The 15,298-nt window shown below is 71.3% G+C and carries 16 protein-coding genes; 6 read left to right on the top strand and 10 right to left on the bottom strand.

Annotated elements, in window-relative coordinates; translation table 11 throughout:
• Window position 1: 1 nt before the first annotated feature.
• Entirely contained in the window at window positions 2–901 is a 900-nt protein-coding gene (locus GA0111570_RS06200) for a polysaccharide deacetylase family protein (protein ID WP_092607915.1), read from the bottom strand.
• 287 nt (window positions 902–1,188) lie between these two features.
• On the opposite strand from GA0111570_RS06200, the gene GA0111570_RS06195 reads away from it, so the two are divergent.
• Both GA0111570_RS06195 and GA0111570_RS06190 read left to right on the top strand, forming a co-directional pair.
• Window positions 1,189–1,641, top strand: a complete 453-nt coding sequence (locus GA0111570_RS06195) for a hypothetical protein (RefSeq protein WP_092607912.1) — start codon at window positions 1,189–1,191, stop codon at window positions 1,639–1,641.
• Window positions 1,642–1,658: 17 nt separating this feature from the next.
• Window positions 1,659–2,582, top strand: coding sequence for a metallophosphoesterase family protein (locus GA0111570_RS06190; RefSeq protein WP_092607909.1), 924 nt, complete (start codon window positions 1,659–1,661; stop codon window positions 2,580–2,582).
• Between the two features lie 79 nt (window positions 2,583–2,661).
• Here GA0111570_RS06190 and GA0111570_RS06185 read toward each other — a convergent pair whose 3' ends face one another.
• The 3 genes from GA0111570_RS06185 to GA0111570_RS06175 are packed head-to-tail and all read right to left on the bottom strand — an operon-like array spanning window position 2,662 to window position 5,635.
• Window positions 2,662–3,696, bottom strand: coding sequence for an NAD(P)-dependent alcohol dehydrogenase (locus tag GA0111570_RS06185; protein ID WP_245703039.1), 1,035 nt, complete (start codon window positions 3,694–3,696; stop codon window positions 2,662–2,664).
• Window positions 3,696–4,592, bottom strand: a complete 897-nt coding sequence (locus GA0111570_RS06180) for an iron-sulfur cluster assembly protein (RefSeq protein ID WP_217634042.1) — start codon at window positions 4,590–4,592, stop codon at window positions 3,696–3,698. Before GA0111570_RS06180 ends, GA0111570_RS06185 begins: the two co-directional genes overlap by 1 nt.
• Window positions 4,589–5,635, bottom strand: a complete 1,047-nt coding sequence (locus GA0111570_RS06175; RefSeq protein WP_092607906.1) for an amidohydrolase family protein — start codon at window positions 5,633–5,635, stop codon at window positions 4,589–4,591. The genes GA0111570_RS06180 and GA0111570_RS06175 overlap by 4 nt, the downstream gene beginning before the upstream one ends.
• Before the next feature lie 222 nt (window positions 5,636–5,857).
• Here GA0111570_RS06175 and GA0111570_RS06170 point away from each other — a divergent pair, with 222 nt between their 5' ends.
• Window positions 5,858–7,300, top strand: a complete 1,443-nt coding sequence (locus tag GA0111570_RS06170; RefSeq protein WP_217634041.1) for an AAA-type ATPase lid domain-containing protein — start codon at window positions 5,858–5,860, stop codon at window positions 7,298–7,300.
• Between the two features lie 130 nt (window positions 7,301–7,430).
• Window positions 7,431–8,321 (top strand): pirin family protein, encoded by an 891-nt coding sequence (locus GA0111570_RS06165; protein WP_217634040.1) that lies wholly within the window; start codon window positions 7,431–7,433, stop codon window positions 8,319–8,321.
• Window positions 8,322–8,329: 8 nt separating this feature from the next.
• On the opposite strand, the gene GA0111570_RS06160 is transcribed toward GA0111570_RS06165, so the two are convergent.
• On the bottom strand, window positions 8,330–8,785 hold the full coding sequence (locus tag GA0111570_RS06160) for a VOC family protein (protein WP_092607900.1): 456 nt from the start codon (window positions 8,783–8,785) through the stop codon (window positions 8,330–8,332).
• 136 nt (window positions 8,786–8,921) lie between these two features.
• On the opposite strand from GA0111570_RS06160, the gene GA0111570_RS06155 reads away from it, so the two are divergent.
• Window positions 8,922–9,542, top strand: coding sequence for a TIGR03085 family metal-binding protein (locus GA0111570_RS06155; protein WP_175557350.1), 621 nt, complete (start codon window positions 8,922–8,924; stop codon window positions 9,540–9,542).
• A 62-nt stretch (window positions 9,543–9,604) separates the two neighbouring features.
• Entirely contained in the window at window positions 9,605–10,003 is a 399-nt protein-coding gene (locus GA0111570_RS06150; protein WP_092607894.1) for a DUF2237 family protein, read from the top strand.
• A gap of 36 nt (window positions 10,004–10,039) precedes the next feature.
• On the opposite strand, the gene GA0111570_RS06145 is transcribed toward GA0111570_RS06150, so the two are convergent.
• From GA0111570_RS06145 to galK, 5 genes are read right to left on the bottom strand one after another with little or no spacing between them, the layout of a single operon-like run.
• Window positions 10,040–10,579: a YbaK/EbsC family protein gene (locus GA0111570_RS06145; RefSeq protein WP_092607890.1), complete on the bottom strand. Its 540-nt coding sequence runs from the start codon at window positions 10,577–10,579 to the stop codon at window positions 10,040–10,042.
• 8 nt (window positions 10,580–10,587) lie between these two features.
• A complete protein-coding gene (locus tag GA0111570_RS06140; RefSeq protein ID WP_245703038.1) occupies window positions 10,588–11,604 on the bottom strand; it encodes a LacI family DNA-binding transcriptional regulator in 1,017 nt (338 codons plus the stop codon).
• Window positions 11,601–12,569, bottom strand: a complete 969-nt coding sequence (locus GA0111570_RS06135; RefSeq protein WP_092607884.1) for an aldose 1-epimerase family protein — start codon at window positions 12,567–12,569, stop codon at window positions 11,601–11,603. Before GA0111570_RS06135 ends, GA0111570_RS06140 begins: the two co-directional genes overlap by 4 nt.
• A complete protein-coding gene (locus GA0111570_RS06130) occupies window positions 12,566–14,023 on the bottom strand; it encodes a UTP--glucose-1-phosphate uridylyltransferase (protein ID WP_092607881.1) in 1,458 nt (485 codons plus the stop codon). Before GA0111570_RS06130 ends, GA0111570_RS06135 begins: the two co-directional genes overlap by 4 nt.
• The gene (gene galK, locus GA0111570_RS06125) at window positions 14,020–15,231 is read right to left on the bottom strand and encodes a galactokinase (RefSeq protein WP_092607879.1); all 1,212 of its coding nucleotides are present in this window, start codon (window positions 15,229–15,231) and stop codon (window positions 14,020–14,022) included. Before galK ends, GA0111570_RS06130 begins: the two co-directional genes overlap by 4 nt.
• Window positions 15,232–15,298: the final 67 nt, after the last annotated feature.

Genomic DNA, 15,298 nt, shown 5'->3' with positions numbered 1-15,298 from the left:
CCTACGCGGTCAGCTTCTCCAGCTGTGCGACGAGCTCCGCGCCCGACCAGGTCGACACCGCGAGCTGGCGGCGCAGCGTGAGCTGGGGCAGCTTCGGGTCCAGGGGCTTCTCGGTCAGCTGGTAGGCGGTGGTGAACCCGGCCTTGGCGAGGTGCGGCAGCGCGGCCTCGTTCCAGGCCCCGTACGGGAAGGCGAACGAGTCCACCGGCTGGCCCGAGTACTTCTGCAGCGTGGCCCGGGCCCCGTCGAACTGCTTGGTGAAGTCCGCGGCCGTGTACTTGCGTACGTCGTGGTGGTCCCAGGTGTGGCAGCCGATGGTGTGCCCCGCGTCGGCCGCCCGGCGGATCTGGTCCGCGGTGGTCCAGCCGGGGTTGCCGATCACGACGCTCATGATGAACCAGGTGCCGACCATGCCTCGCTTGGTGAGCGCGGGCAGGGCGTTCTGGGGCTGGTTGTCCTTGCCGTCGTCGAAGCTCATGATCAGCGGCTTGTCCGGCAGTTTCGCCCCGTTGGCCAGGTGGGCGTGATAGGCGGCCGGGTCGATCGTGGTGTAGCCCGCCTCCCGGATCGCGTCGAGGTGCCGGCCGAAGGCGTCGGGCGGGATGATCAGCTGCTGGCGGTTGTACGAGGTGTCGTTGGCCGCGTACGGGCGGACCTGGTGGTAGCACAGCACCGGCACGGTCGCCCGGGCGGCGATCTCCTGCGCGGTCGCCGGCGTGGGGGTCGGCGTCGGCGTCGGGCTGGGCGTGGGGGAGGCATCCGTACGCGCCGGGGCGGTGGTGTCCGCGGTGCGCGGGGAGCAACCGGCCACGGCTGCCACGGCTGCCACGGCTCCCACGGCGGCCGCCAGTCCGCCCGTCAACACGACGCGGCGGCTCAGGGATGGACGTTCGATCGACATGGCTCACCTACCTACGAGATCGGGGCACCCGACGGGTCTTCGCCGCCACCCTAGACACCGGGCGGGCCAGGGCGCTGCACCCCGAGGGCTACGCGTGCTGGTGTCGGGCCGTCCGACCCGCGCCGGACCCGCCGAGGCCCCATCCCCGCCGCCACCCCAACCCCGCCACCGCCCCGACACCGCCAGCACATCCTCCGCCGCCCCATGCCCTCCGTCTCGATCTACCCCTAGGAGTCCTCAGGGCCGTTGTCCTACTCTTGTGGAGGACGTGACCTCTGGGAGGAAACATGTCGGGTGAGACGAGAACGCAGCGCTCCGCGCCGAGCACCAGTGCCGGCGGGAACGTGATGGGGTCGCTGGTCAACGGCGTGCTGCTGTACCTGCTGAACGGCCGGCCGGGGTGGGAGCGGATCTCGTTCCTGACCCCTGACACTGCCCAGGTGATCGGCATCGTCAACGCGACCCTGGTCGTGTCACTGGTGGCTGGCATCCTGTACGCGGTGGTCAGGTCCCGCGGACTGCAGGCGATCGGCGGGGTCGTCACCTCGGCGGTCGGACTGGCCGCCTCGATCAAGGTCCTGAGGGTGTTCCCGTTCGACTTCACCGGCTACGCGTTCGACTGGGCGCTGGTCACGCGGGTGGTGCTGATCGTCAGCATCGTGGGGTGCGCCATCGGGATCATCGCCGGACTGGCGATGTTCGGCCGGGCGGCGAGCGCGAACACGCTCCGCCGGGCCTAGGAAGACAGGAGCAGGGCATGCAGACGATGGGGCGCCTGACCGAGGCCTACCGGACCGCGCAGGTCCAGGAGTTCGACGACGATTCACGCTTCGTGTTCCTCAGCGACGTGCACCGCGGCGACGGCAGCATGGCCGACGAGTTCGGCAAGAACAAGAACATCTACATCGGGGCGCTGGAGTGGTACCACGCCGAGGGCTACACGTACGTCGAGGTCGGGGACGGCGACGAACTGTGGGAGAACGCGGACTTCAAGCACATCCTGTGGGCCAACGGGTCGCCGTACCGACGGCTCAAGCGGTTCTACGACGACGACCGCCTGATCTACCTCTACGGCAACCACAACATCCAGTTGAAGGACCCGGAGTACGCCCACGCCTGTTTCGCCACCATCCCGGACGACCTGGGGCGCCCCACCCCGTTCATGCCCGACCTGCATCCGATCGAGTCGCTGGTGCTGCGGCATCGCGAGACCGGGCAGGAGGTCCTGGTGGTGCACGGGCACCAGGGTGACTTCTCGAACGACCAGAACTGGCGCTTCACCATGTGGACCTTCCGCCTGTTCTGGAAGTACATGCACGCGTTCGGCATCCGCAGCCCCTCCAGCCCGGTGCGGAACATGTTCAAGCGGCACAAGGTCGAGCGGAACTATCGGCGGTGGATCCTGCAGAACCAGACGGCGCTGATCTGCGGCCACACGCACCGTCAGAAGTTCCCCCGCGACGGGGTGCCCTACTTCAACACCGGGTGCTGCACGTTCCCCTCGTACATCACCGGGATCGAGATCGTCGGCGGCCAGATCCAGATGGTCGGGTGGCGGGTCGAGCCCGATGCGGAGCGCTACCTGCACGTCAAGCGGCGGGTGCTCGCGGGCCCGGAGTCGATCTCGGAGTACGCCTCGCACGAGGTGGGGGAGGCCTACCGTCCGGGGCCGCGCTGGTGAGGTGGGGCCGGACGACCGGAAGGCCTCCGGGACCGGTCGGGTCCCGGAGGCCTCCGTCCATGATCAGCTGCGTTCCCGCTCAGGGCACCAGGATCGCGCGGCCACGGACCTTGCCGGCATCGAGGTCGCTGATCGCCTGCTGGAAGTCGTCGAGGGCGTACTTCTGGGTGTGCAGCGTGACCGCCCCGCGCGCCGCGAGGGCCATCAGGTCCTGCAGGTCGTTGTAGGACCCGACGAGGTTGCCGATGATGTTGATCTCGTTCGAGACCATGTCGATCGTCGGTACGCAGATGTCCTCGCCGTAGCCGACGACGTAGTAGTCGCCGGCCTCGCGCAGCATCGCGATGCCCTCCGACGTCGCGCCGCCTTCGCCGACGAAGTCGATCAGCGCCTCGGCCCCCTTGCCGCCGGTGAGCGCCAGGACCTGGTCGACCTGGCTGCCGTCGGCCACCACGCCGACATCGGCCCCGATGGACCTCGCGAGCTCCAGCGCCGCGGGGTTGCGGTCGACGACGACGATCCGGCTCGGGGTGAGCGCCTTGAGCACCTGGATCCCGATGTGGCCCAGGCCGCCGGCACCGATGACCACGCAGGTGTCCCGGGGGGTCAGCCGCTTGGCCGCCTTCGCGGCTGCGTGGTAGGCGGTCAGGCCGGCGTCGGCCAGCGCCGCGACGTCGGCAGGCTCCAGCGAGTCGTCGATCCGGACCACCGAGCGCGCGGAAGTGAGCAGGTAGTCGGCGTAGCCGCCGTCGGAGTCGATGCCGGGAAACCTGCTGTTCTCGCAGTGCACGTCGTCACCGGAACGGCAGGCCCGGCACAGGCCGCAGGTGACCAGGGGATGCAGGATGACCTTGTCGCCCTCCTTCACGTTGGTGACGGCGCTGCCCACCGCGTGCACCCACCCGGCGTTCTCGTGGCCGATCGTGTACGGCAGCTGGACCTGGGACTTCTCGGCCCACTGGCCCTCGAGGATGTGCAGGTCGGTGCGGCACACGCCCGCTCCGCCGATCCTGACCACGACGTCCCACGGGCCGGTCGCCTCGGGGACGGGGGCCTCCCGCATCTGGAGGCCTTCGTGGTAGCCGACGACCTTGACGGTTCGCATGGTGCTCATCAGTGGATCTCCTTGACGATCAGCGGAAGAAGGTGGTGGTCGGAGGGTTCGGCGCCCTCGGGGCGGTCGACCTGGTCAGCGCCGGCCCCCGCGTAGCGGGTGCGCAGCAGTCCTCGGCAGAAGTGGGCGTTGCCGTCGACCGAGATCCGGGTGGACCGCGCGCGGCGCAGCGCCATCGGTACCGCCTCGGGCGGATAGGGACATCCTGCCTCGTCGACCAGGACCAGGTCCCGGGGTTCGGTGGGAAGTCCGATGGTCACCCGGCGTCGCAGCAGGGCGTCCTTCTCGCGTCCGGCGGGCAGGTCCTGCAGTCGTACGGTCCCCACGGCTGACTCGGCCAGCGACCGGTCGGCACGCAGCAGGGCGGTCAGGCAGCGCTCCATCGCGGCGGTGTGCGCCTTGCGGCGGAAGATCCACCGCAATTCGTCCAGGCTCTCCTCCGCCTCGTGCCCGAAGGTGCCCCGGTAGCCGGCGTCGGCCGCCAGGCCGGCGTTGATCAGGTCCGAGTCGTGGTGGTCGTCGAGCTCCACCACGACCCTCCCCACCCCCGGCAGCGCCGAGAGGGCGTCCTTGCTGTCGGAGGCCATCAGGTAGGCGAAGTTGGGTGAGCAGAACGAGGTGGGTAGCCGCAGGTGCACCACGACCAGCGCACCCGCAGCGTGGGTATCCAAGCGGTCGTCGGGATCGGCGTCCGTCCCGGCTGCGGGGGAGACCTCGATCGAGCGGACGAAGCCGAGATCGGTGATCGGTTCGTCCAGCTCCGGGTCGAGGACGACGGACAGCGCCTCCCGTACGTCCTCCTCCCGCCCGCCGCCTTCCCGCCCGCCGCCCTGCCGTACGTCCTCCCCGCGTGCGGCCATCACCCCGGCGGCGGCCTCGGTTCGGGTGGCGGTCACTGCTGGGCTCCCAGGTCGGCCCGCTCCGGCTGGCGCGGTCCGGTCTCGGTCTCGTCGGCGTCGGGCAGCCGCAGCTCCTCCGGCACCGGGATGTCGTACAGCTTGGCGGCGTTGAGCCCGAGGATCTTCTTCTTCTGGGCGACGGTGAGCGGGGCGTACTCCGTCATGTCCTCGGGGATCTGGAAGTCGACGAAGCGTTCGACCAACCAGCGCGGCGTCCACAGCGCGTAGTCGCTGGAGAACTCGATCCGGTCCTCACCGATCCAGTAGATGAGCTCGCCGATGATCTGGGCGAAGTACCGCGGCCGGGTGTGCATGAACGGCATCGCCACGGCCAGCCCGCCGTGCACGTTGGGCTCCTGGTTGGCGATCCAGCAGAAGTCCTCCAGCCGCGGCAGGCCGACGTGCTCCACGACGAAGGTGAGGTCGGTGAAGTCCGACGCGCAGTGGTCCACGTCGGCGACGTCGAAGGCATCCCGGTCGAGCGGACGGATCGTCGGGCCCTTGTGGATGTGGATGTTCTTGATACCGAGCTCGCGGCACACCTCGAAGTAGCGGTACGTCCACGGATCCGACAGCTTGTAGCCGCGAGACTCCCCGTTCCACTCGGCCGTGTAGAGCTTCACTCCCCTGAAGCCCATCCGCTCGTGGTCGGCCCGCAGCCGCTCCAGCCCGTTCTCCCCGTCCCGGGGATCGAAGCGGTGGTTGTAGGTGAGCTTGTCCGGGTGCTCGGTGGCGAGGCCGTACGCCTCCTCGGTCTGGCCGAAGTTCCGCTTGTAGAACTCGCTGAGGTAGGCCGGCTGGAAGATCGCATGGTCGACGTAGCCGTCCTCGAACAGGTCCTTCATCAGGCGCTCGCCGCCCTGGTAGAGGTAGTCCTCGTACGGCCACAGCTCCTCGTCGGGGGAGAGGTTGCGGTGGTAGTCGTAGAAGCAGTCGATGAACTGCTTGCCGTGGATGTTGCGCTGGTTCTCGGGCCGTGCGTCCCACAGGGCGACGTGGGCGTCGACGATGAAGTACTTCTCGCCGTCCTTGGTGTACATGGGTCTGCTCCTCCCGCGACTGCCGTAGTCGCTGTTGGGATCGAAGGTAGGTGCTGGCGCTACTGGTCGACATGTGACCCGTGTCTCACTTTGAGACAAGTAATGGCGCGGATGTTTGTACCCGCGGATTACGCTCGATGGACCGGGACAGGGAGGTCTGTGATGGCGTCGGAGCACGAGGCAGCGCTTCCGGGGCGAGCCCAGGGGAAGGCTTCGGGCACGTTGGCGACAGCGCCCAAGCGTCTGCTCGCGTCGTGGCAACGCAGCAAGGAGTACGGGGTCTCGATCGAGAGCGTGGATCCGGCGTGGGCCGGCTCCGTCACCACCGATTCCCTCTTCTTCCGGTGCGGGCAGGAGGTGCTCGGCGGCCTGTACCGGACACTGGCGAACGAGCCGCTGAGCCTGATGCTCACCGACGCCGACGGTCTCGTGCTCAACCGCTTCAGCGGCGATCGGTCACTGCTGCGCACGCTCGACGACGTGCATCTTGCACCCGGCTTCGCCTTCTCCGAGCGGGAGGCCGGAACGACCGGACTGGGCCTTGCCCTGGCGGACCGGACCCCCAGCCTCGTACGGGCCGAGGAGCACTACAGCGCCTGCTTGCGCACCTATACCTGCGCCGCGGTACCGGTGCTCGACCCCTTCAGTGGCCGGATCGAGGGCAGCATCAACATCACGACCTGGTCCCGTTCCTCCTCCGGCCTGCTGCTGGCGCTGGCGCAGTCCGCGGCGGCCAACACCTCGGCGCTCATGCTGGCCCGATCGCAGGGGCGGAGGGCGAAACGAACCCCGAAGGGCGGGGTGTTCCGGGTGCAGTCCGGCGGCCTCGAACCCGGGGCCGGCACCCTGCGGGACCTGTCATCTGGGTGGACCGAAGCACTCGAACGGGCGGCGCAAGCGCTGGCGACCGGCCGGATGGTCGCTGCCGTCGGCGAGGACGGGGCCGGACGTGCCACCCTCCTGGCACAAGCGCTGCGCCGGGCCCACCCGAGGAGCCGCATCCTCTCCGCGGCCGTCCCCGCGCCCGACGACGTCGACGACTGGCTGGCCCTGTGGACCCCCGAACTGGCCAAGCCCGGGACCGCTGTCATCGTCGAGAACGTCGATACCCTGCCCGCCTGGGCGGCCGAGGAACTGCGTGCCCGAGCGGATCACGCCCTGCGGGCACTGCTCGCGTCCTCCGGCAACCCTCCGGCCCTGGTCTGGGCCGTCACGGCCGAGGGGTTCGGCGGCATCCCGCAGCCGCTCGCGGCCATGGTCGAGACCGTGGTGCCGGTCCCCGCGCTGCGGGAACGCGTCGCAGACGTCCTGCCCCTGGCCCGCTTCGCCGCCCGCCAGACCCGGCTGCGTGAGGTGGACTTCACGTCGGCGGCCGAGCATGCGCTGACCACCTACGACTGGCCCGGCAACGTCGACGAACTCTTCAGCATGGTCCAGGCCGCAGCGCTGCGCTCGGAGACCATCGACGTACGGGACCTGCCCTCGGCATTGATCGGGCGCAGCAACCGCACCCTGACCCGGATCGAGGCGGTCGAGCGGGACGAGATCGTCCGCTGCCTCTCCCGGCCCGGCGTGACCATGAGCGCCGCGGCCGCGGAACTGGGCCTCAGCCGGGCGACCATCTACCGGCGGGTGGCCCGGCTCGGCATCGTCCTGCCCAGATGAGCCAGGCGCGAGCCGGATGGCTGATGCCTGGCCGGATCGCGGGGTTGACCCCGCAATGGATGATTGATCTTTCAACTCCTCGGGTGCATGATGGTTCCGGGGTCGTCAACACCTCCGGAAGGACCTGATCATGGAACTCTTCGACGCACGCACCGCCAACCTGGGCTCGTTCGAGGTGCGCCGCATCCTGCCGCAGCGCCATGGCAGCCTGCGTACGGTCGGGGCCTGGTGCTTCGCCGACCACATGGGTCCGGCCCTGGTCACCGAGGAGCACGGCATCGACGTGGCCCCGCACCCCCACATGGGCCTGCAGACCGCGACCTGGCTGCTCGACGGTCAGATCCTGCACAAGGACTCGCTCGGCTCGGAGCAGGTGATCGCCCCCGGCCAGCTCAACCTGATGACGGCCGGCCGCGGCATCTCCCACTCCGAGGAGGCCACCGGACACTACGCCGGAACCCTCGAGGGCATCCAGCTGTGGATCGCCCAGCCCGACGCCACCCGGGACGGCGACCAGGACTTCGCGCACCACGCGGACCTGCCGGTCGTCGACCTGGACGGGGGAGCGGCGACGGTGATCACCGGCGAGTTCCTGGGGCGTACGAGTCCGGCCCGCCGCGACACCGACCTGGTCGGGCTCGAACTCGACCTGCAGCGGCAGACGACGCTACCGCTGCGGCCCGACTACGAGTACGCGCTGATCGTGCTGCGCGGCCGCGCCGGTGCCGACGGGGAGTCCCTCACCCCCGGCCACCTCGGCTACCTGGCGCCCGGGCGCGACGAGCTGGGGATCAGCGTGGACGAGCTGTCCCGCGCGATCCTGCTGGGCGGTGTGCCCTTCGACTCGCCGGTGCAGATGGCGTGGAACTTCGTCGGCCGTACCCGCGAGGAGATGGACGAGGCCACCGAGATCTGGAACGACCCGGAGCGCCGCGCCGAGCGGTTCGGCCACGTCAGCAGCGCCCTGCCGCCCACCCCGGCGCCGCCGACACCGTGGAACCGGTGGCCGACGGGCGCCTGAGCCGTACGTCAGGCGTCGGAGCCAGGCGCCTCCGAGCCCGCGGCCTCGGTGCCCGGGGCCGCGAACGCCCAGATCACCCCGAACCTGTCGCGGACCTGGCCGTACGTGTCGCCCCAGGGGGCGCGGACGAAGGGCATGGTGACCTCGCCGCCGCGGGAGGTCAGCGCGTCGATCAGCCGCTGGCCCTCCTCGGCGGTGTCGGTGCCGACGAGCATCGAGTAGACGTCGCTGCGCAGCGAGTCCTGCTCCTGGCCGGGGTTGTCGCCGCCGGCGATCCGGATGTTTCCGGACTCCAGCGAGGCGTGCGCGACCGACGTCGGGTCCGGCTCGAAGGGCATTCCCTCCATCGGCATGTCGCCGTACGACATGATGCGCAGCTCGCCGCCGAACACGTCCTGGTACAGGGTCATGGCCTCGCGGGCGTTGCCGGGGAAGGAGATGTAGGTCCAAGCAGTGGTGGGCATGCCGCCTCCAGGTGGTGGTGTCGTCCGTCGGTCCCAGCCTGACAGGTTATGGCCCGCCCCGGAACCCCGACACATGGTCCGCAGGGAGTCGTCCGTCGGGGCTACCCAACCGGGCCCGGCCGGGTTAGCGTGCAGCATGGACACCAGCACGCTTGCCCAGCGCGAACGCCACGCCATGGCCGACCTGATGCTCGAGGTCGGCCCCGATGCACCCACCCTCTGCAAGGGGTGGACCGCTTACGACCTCGCCGCCCACCTGTGGGTCCGCGAAGCCGACCCGGTCGGTGCCGTCGGTATCGCCGTGCCGCCGCTCGCCGGCGTGACCGAGGCCAGGATCGCCAAGGCGAAGAAGCAGCACCCGTTCGCCGAGCTGGTCGGGATGGTCCGCTCCGGGCCGCCGAAGGTCTCCTGGGCGCGGCCGATGGACGCCGTCGCCAACACCCTGGAGTACCTGGTCCACCACGAGGACGTCCGCCGCGGCGCCGACGCATCGATCGCCGCGCGCGAGATGTCGGCCGAGGACGACGCCGAGATCATGGACCGGCTGCGGCAGGTCGCCATGCTCCAGCTCGGCCGCCGGGGTGTCCGTACGGTGCTGGTGGATGCGAAGACCGGTCGCAAGGTGGAGGCCGGCCAGGGTGGAGTGGTCACGGTCACCGGAACCCCCACGGAACTCGCCCTGTACGCCTTCGGCCGCGAGGCTGCGGCGCACGTCGAGGTGCTCGGCCCGCTGGCGCCGGCCGGCCCCGACGACTAGGTCGCGACGCCGGCCCGGGTGGCCTCTGGTCACCCGGGCCCGTCGGCCCTAGAGTTTGCGGCATGGAGGCCCGCAACGTTCTCGGCGAACCCCTCGTGCCGTGTGGCACCGACCCGGTCACCGGCTTCTTCCGTGACGGGTACTGTGCCACGTCCCCGGAGGACGTCGGCAGCCACACGATCTGCGCGCTGATGACGGCGGAGTTCCTGGAGTTCCAGCGGCAGACCGGCAACAACCTGGTCGACCCGATGCCGCAGTACGGGTTCCCGGGCCTGCACCCGGGGGACCCCTGGTGCGTCGTCGCCCCGCGCTGGGTGCACGCCTACCGGGCCGGTGTGATCGCGCCGGTGGTGCTGGCCGCCACCCATGAGGCGGCCCTGCAGTACGTGACCCTGGAGGAGCTTGCCGGCGTCGCGGCGGACGTGCCCGACGACATCAGCTCGATCGGCGACCTGCCCTAGCCGACGCCCCTCGCGCTGGCGCCAGCGCGCCTGCCCTCACTCCGCCTTCGTCAGCTCCAGCACCAGCGCGCCGTTCCGCGCCGCCAGGTCACCCGGTGCGACGACGATCTTGCTGCCCCGGATCCCTGAACCGATCACCACCTGGTCGCGATCCATCACCGCGGCGTCGATCAGCAGCGGCCACTCGGTCGGCAGCCCGATCGGCGTGATGCCGCCGAACTCCATCCCGGTCAGCTCCACCGCCTCCTCCTGCGGGGCGAAGCTGATCTTGCGCACCCCCAGGTGCCGGCGGACGACGCCGTTGATGTCGGCCCGGTCGCTGGCCAGTACCAGGACCGCGGCGTACGTCACGGCCCCGGCCCGCTTGCCGGCCACGACCACACAGTTGGCGGAGTGGCTGGGCGGGGAGTCGTACGCCTCGCAGAACGCGGCGGTGTCGGCCAGGGCGGCATCGATCGGGGCCACCTTCGCCGAGGGATAGTCGGTGATCACGGAGGCGGTCGCGCCGGCCAGCAGGGCGGTCGCCTCCGGCGTGCTGGCGGGCGTCCAGGTCAGGTTGCCTTCGGCTGTGGTCATGAAGGCCCTCACCTCGCCGGGCCGGTGCTCCGCCGGACCACCAGCCGGGTCGAGACCAGGACGCGCTCGGTGCTGGCCCGCTCGGGCTCGGCCAGCTGGCCCATCAGCGCTGAGACGAGCTCGCGCCCGATCGCGGCGAAGTCCTGCGCGATCGTGGTCAGCGGTGGCCACAGCCACTCCGCCATGATGTCGTCGAAGCCGACCACGGACACCTCGTCCGGCACCCGTCGACCGGCCTCGTGGAAGGCCCGCAGCAGCCCCAGGGCCATCTCGTCGTTGGCGCAGAACACGGCAGTCACGTCGGGGTCGGCGGCCAGCAGTTGTCCGGCCGCGTAGCCCGATCTCGGCGTCCAGTCCCCGCGCAGGACCTCGGGGACCGGCCGGTCGGCCCGGGCCAGGCAGGCGGCCCAGGCGCGCTCGCGGGCCGCGGCCTGGACCGAGGTGGTCGGGCCGGAGACGTGGTGCACGGTCCGGTGGCCCAGGCCCAGGAGGTGCTCGACCGCCTGCCGAGTGCCTCCGGCCTGGTCGGTGCCGACGGCGGTGTGGCTGTCGGCGAAGCGGAAGTCGCCCACCACGATCGGCATCCCGGGGGGAAGCGCCACCTGTGCCGGCACGGGGGTCTCCAACCGCAGCACCACCATCCCGTCGACCGAACGGCCCAGCTTGCTGAACGCCTCGACCAGGTGCTCGGCGCTGGAGGTCGGGGTGTCGATCAGCATCACCTCGTAGTCGACAGCTCGCAGTGCCGTGATGATCGCCTCGATGATGTGCGCCTCGCCGGTGCGCGCGATCCGGTGGCCGACCACCCCGATGGTCCGGAACGCCCCGTACCGCAGGGCGCGCGCCGCCCGGTTCGGCACGTAGCTGAGCTGGAGCATCGCCCGGCGTACCCGCTCGGCCGTTTCCGGCCGCACCGAAGCCTCGCCTCGCGCCACCCGCGAGACGGTCTGGGCGGACACCCCGGCAAGCTTGGCGACGTCACCCATCGACACCGAGCCCCGGGGCGGGACTGGATCCGGAATCACCCCACCTCCGTCTCCTCGGAGTCCCCCTCCGACGCCGGGTCGTTCGTGCCCTCGCGCTCGAGCCGCAGCCCCCACGTCACCGTATGGGTCGCGCCGGGCTCGATCACGGCCAGGTGGTCACCGCTGACGAAGGCGTTCGCCGGGCACGACATCGGCTCACCGGCCACTCCGGTGCGCTCGTAGCTGCCCGTCTCCGGGAAGTCGCCGGTGCACACCTGCCAGAACGCCAGCGGCGGCTCCATCCAGACCGCCGCGACCGACCCGTCCGGCGCAGCCAGCCGCACCCAGGAGCGACCCCGCCGGTACGTGGCGTCGGCGTACCCCTCATCCAGCGACGCGGTGCTGATCCGCCGCGACCTGGTGAAGTCCATCTCCGCGGGGATCGGCACGGTATCCACCGGCAACAGCCGCTCGTTCGTGCGGATCCACGAGCCTGCGTCCACCGCCAGCCGGCAGTCGTCGACAGCGGCGGCGCCGGGGGAGAGCCAGGGGTGGAAGCCCACCCCGTACGGCGCCCGGTCGTCGCCGGTGTTGCTCGTCGCCAGCCGGATGGTCAGGCCGCCGGCATCCAGTTGGTAGTGCACCCGCAGGTGGAGCGCGAAGGGGTAGCCCGGGCGGCCGGTGAGTTGCAGGCCCAGCTCGGCCTGGTCGGCGGAGTGGCCGAGCAGCTGCCAGGTCTCCTTGTGGACGAAGCCGTGGATGGCCACCTGGCGCTCCGGCTCGTCGATCGGCAGCTGGTGGGTGGCCCCGTCGAACGTGTACCGCCCGTCGGCGAGCCGGTTGGGCCAGGGCGCGAGGATGGCGCCGTGCATCGCCGGCGGTTCCTCGTCCGCCTCGTACGGCACCACCACGTCGCGGCCGCCGACCCGGTACTCGCGCAGCCCGGCGCCGCGTTCGGTCACGACGGCCTCCTGGTCGCCGTGGGAGAGGGTGAACTGGCGCCCGGTGGGGCTGGGGGTGATCATGCCGTGCTCCCGTCCTCGTCCTGCTCGACCGTGTCGTCCGTGCCGTCAGCGTCCCGGCGCTGCCCGGCGGCGAACTCGGCCAGGTCGGTCCCGTCGGGGATCGTGGCCGGTTCGCCCGGGTCCCTCAGGCGTACGTCACCGGTAGCGACGACCCCGGCCCCGAACGTCCAGTCGCCCTCCACCACCAGCCGGCGCGCGTTCCGCAGCGAGGGGGCCCCGGCCGGGAAGCGGGCGTCGAAGTCGGCGATCCGCTTGTAGTGCCGCGGGTCCAGGTCGACCAGGGGCGCGCGCTCCGGCACCAACCGCAGCCGGTAGTCCTCGCCCACCTCGTACGCATCGGAGCGCAGCACCAACAGGTCGTCGGTGGTCTTCACCGGCAGGAAGCGGTCGCGTTCGACCAGCACCGGGGCCGGGTCGTCGAACAGCTCGACCACGGCACCGAGGGCGCACTCGACCTGGTAGACCTCCGGGGACTCCTTGTCAGTCGGGTCGACGTGCTTGCGGTTGCGGATCAGCGGCAGGCCCGGGATGCCGTCGCGCGCCGCGAGCGCATCGCGCAGCGCGACCAGGTCGAACCACAGGTTGTTGGTGTGGAAGTACGGATGGCGGGTCTCGTCGGTGAACCAGCGCATGTCCTCCTCTGGCGTCTGCGCGGTGTCCCGGAGGATGATCCGGCCGTCCGACTTCCGCCGGCCCAGATGGCCGCCCTTGCGGTCGGCGGGCGTGCGACGACACAGCTCAGGGGCGTACGGGGCCCCACTGGCCGCGAACCATCCGGCTATCCGCCCGTCCGGGGCCGCGCCGAGGTTGTCCGCGTTGGACGTGTTCGCGTACCGGAAGCCGCGCTCGATCAGCTCGTCCAGCAGCCCGGTCGTCTGCAGCGCCACGTAGATGTCGCCGTGGCCGGGAGGGCACCACTCCAGGGACGGATCGGCGGGCCACTCGACCGGCTCGAGGGAGTCCACCAGCAGCTTGGGCTCCTGGTGCTGGACGAAGTCCGGCGCGAGCCCTGCCACGGCCAGGTCCGGGTGGGCGTCCAGTGCGGCCAGGCTGTCGTCGCGGGTACGGAAGCTGTCCATCAGCAGCAGCGGCAGCTGCACCCCGGCGACCCGCCGGCTGTGCCGGACCTGGCCGGCGATGATGTCCAGGAAGCTCAGTCCGTCACGGACCGGCAGCAGCGACTTGGCCCGGTCCATCCCCATCGAGGTGCCCAGGCCGCCGTTCAGCTTGATCAGGACCGTACGCGACAGCGCCTCGGCCTGCTCGTCGGGGCTGATCCGCACCTGCGAGAGGTCGGTGACGTCGAGGACCGGCTCGATCGAGTCCTCCGGGACCAGCCCGGTGTCGCCCGCCTCGAGCTGGTCGTAGTACCGGCCGAACACCTCGATCGCCAGGTCCGGCACTCCCGCCCGGCGCATCTTCTCGATCGCGTGCCGGCGTCCATCGCTGCTCATCGGTCCCCGCTCCTGACCCGGCCCCCGGGCGCGGCGGCGCGGGCCACCAGGAAGTGCGGCGGGATCCAGCGCCGCCCGACGAACGCGGCGGTCACCGCCTCCTCGACCTGCTCGACCCGGTCCAGCGGGACCAGGGCGATCGCCGACCCGCCGAAGCCGCCGCCGGTCATCCGGGCACCCAGGGCGCCCTCGGTCCGGCTGGCCTCCACGGCCTCGTCCAGTTCGGCGACGCTGACCTCGTAGTCGTCGCGCAGCGAGGCGTGCGAGGCGTCCAGCACCCTGCCCAGCTCCTCGAACCGGCCCTCGGCCAGCAGCCCGACCGCCTCCCGGACGCGGGCGATCTCGGTCACCACGTGCCGGACCCGGCGCAGCTCGACCGGGTCGTCGAGCCGGGCCAGCACGGCCTGCGGGTCCACCAGCTCACCGAGGGTCGGTACGCCCTCGCGCTCGGCCACCGCTTCGCAGACGGCCCGCCGCGAGGCGTACTGGCCGTCGCCCAGGGCGTGCTTGGCCCGGGTGTCGACCACCAGCAGCGCCAGCCCGGCGCCGTCCAGGTCGAACGGGACCTGGGTGACCGAGCCGTCGAGGGTGTCCAGCAGCAGCGCGTGGCCCTCGGTCGAGCGCAGCGCCGCGGCCTGGTCCATCCCGCCGGTCGGGGCGCCGGCCACCTCGTTCTCGGCCCGTACGCACACCGCGGCGAGCCGGGCCCGGCCCTCCGGACTGCCGCCCAGGCCGAGGCCGAAAGCGTCGTCGAGGGCCAGCGCCATCGCGCACTCGATCGCGGCCGAGGACGACAGCCCGGCCCCCCACGGCACGCAGGAGACGATCGCCGCCTCGAAGCCTCCGAGCCGGGCGCCCTCCTCCGCGCTGAGGGCCCAGGCCGGGCCGGCCGCGTACGCCACCCAGGACGGGAAGTCGCCGCCGGGACGTACGTCCCCCAGCGATCCCTCCCACGAGGCCGGGGCGGCGTCGGCGGAGGCCAGCCGGACGACGTCGTCGGGGCGGCGGCGCAGTGCGACGTACGTGCGGTGCGGCAGGGCGATCGGCAGGCAGGGGCCGCCGTTGTAGTCGATGTGCTCACCGATCAGGTTGACCCGCCCGGGGGCGGCCCAGACCCCGTCGGGGGCCGTGCCGTACGTCCGCTCGAACAGTTCGGTGGCCCGCTCGGCGCCTTCCTGCTCGGACCAGCTCCGGATCGCGGCGGTCATTGCCCGGCTCCCAGCATCGTCGGCTCCCAGCAGCGGGGCCGAGTCGTCGGGCCGCAGGTTCCGGGGG

It is taken from the genome of Raineyella antarctica (genome assembly GCF_900092135.1).
Lineage (GTDB): Bacteria > Actinomycetota > Actinomycetes > Propionibacteriales > Propionibacteriaceae > Raineyella > Raineyella antarctica.
This window is presented reverse-complemented; position numbering and strand designations above follow the sequence as displayed.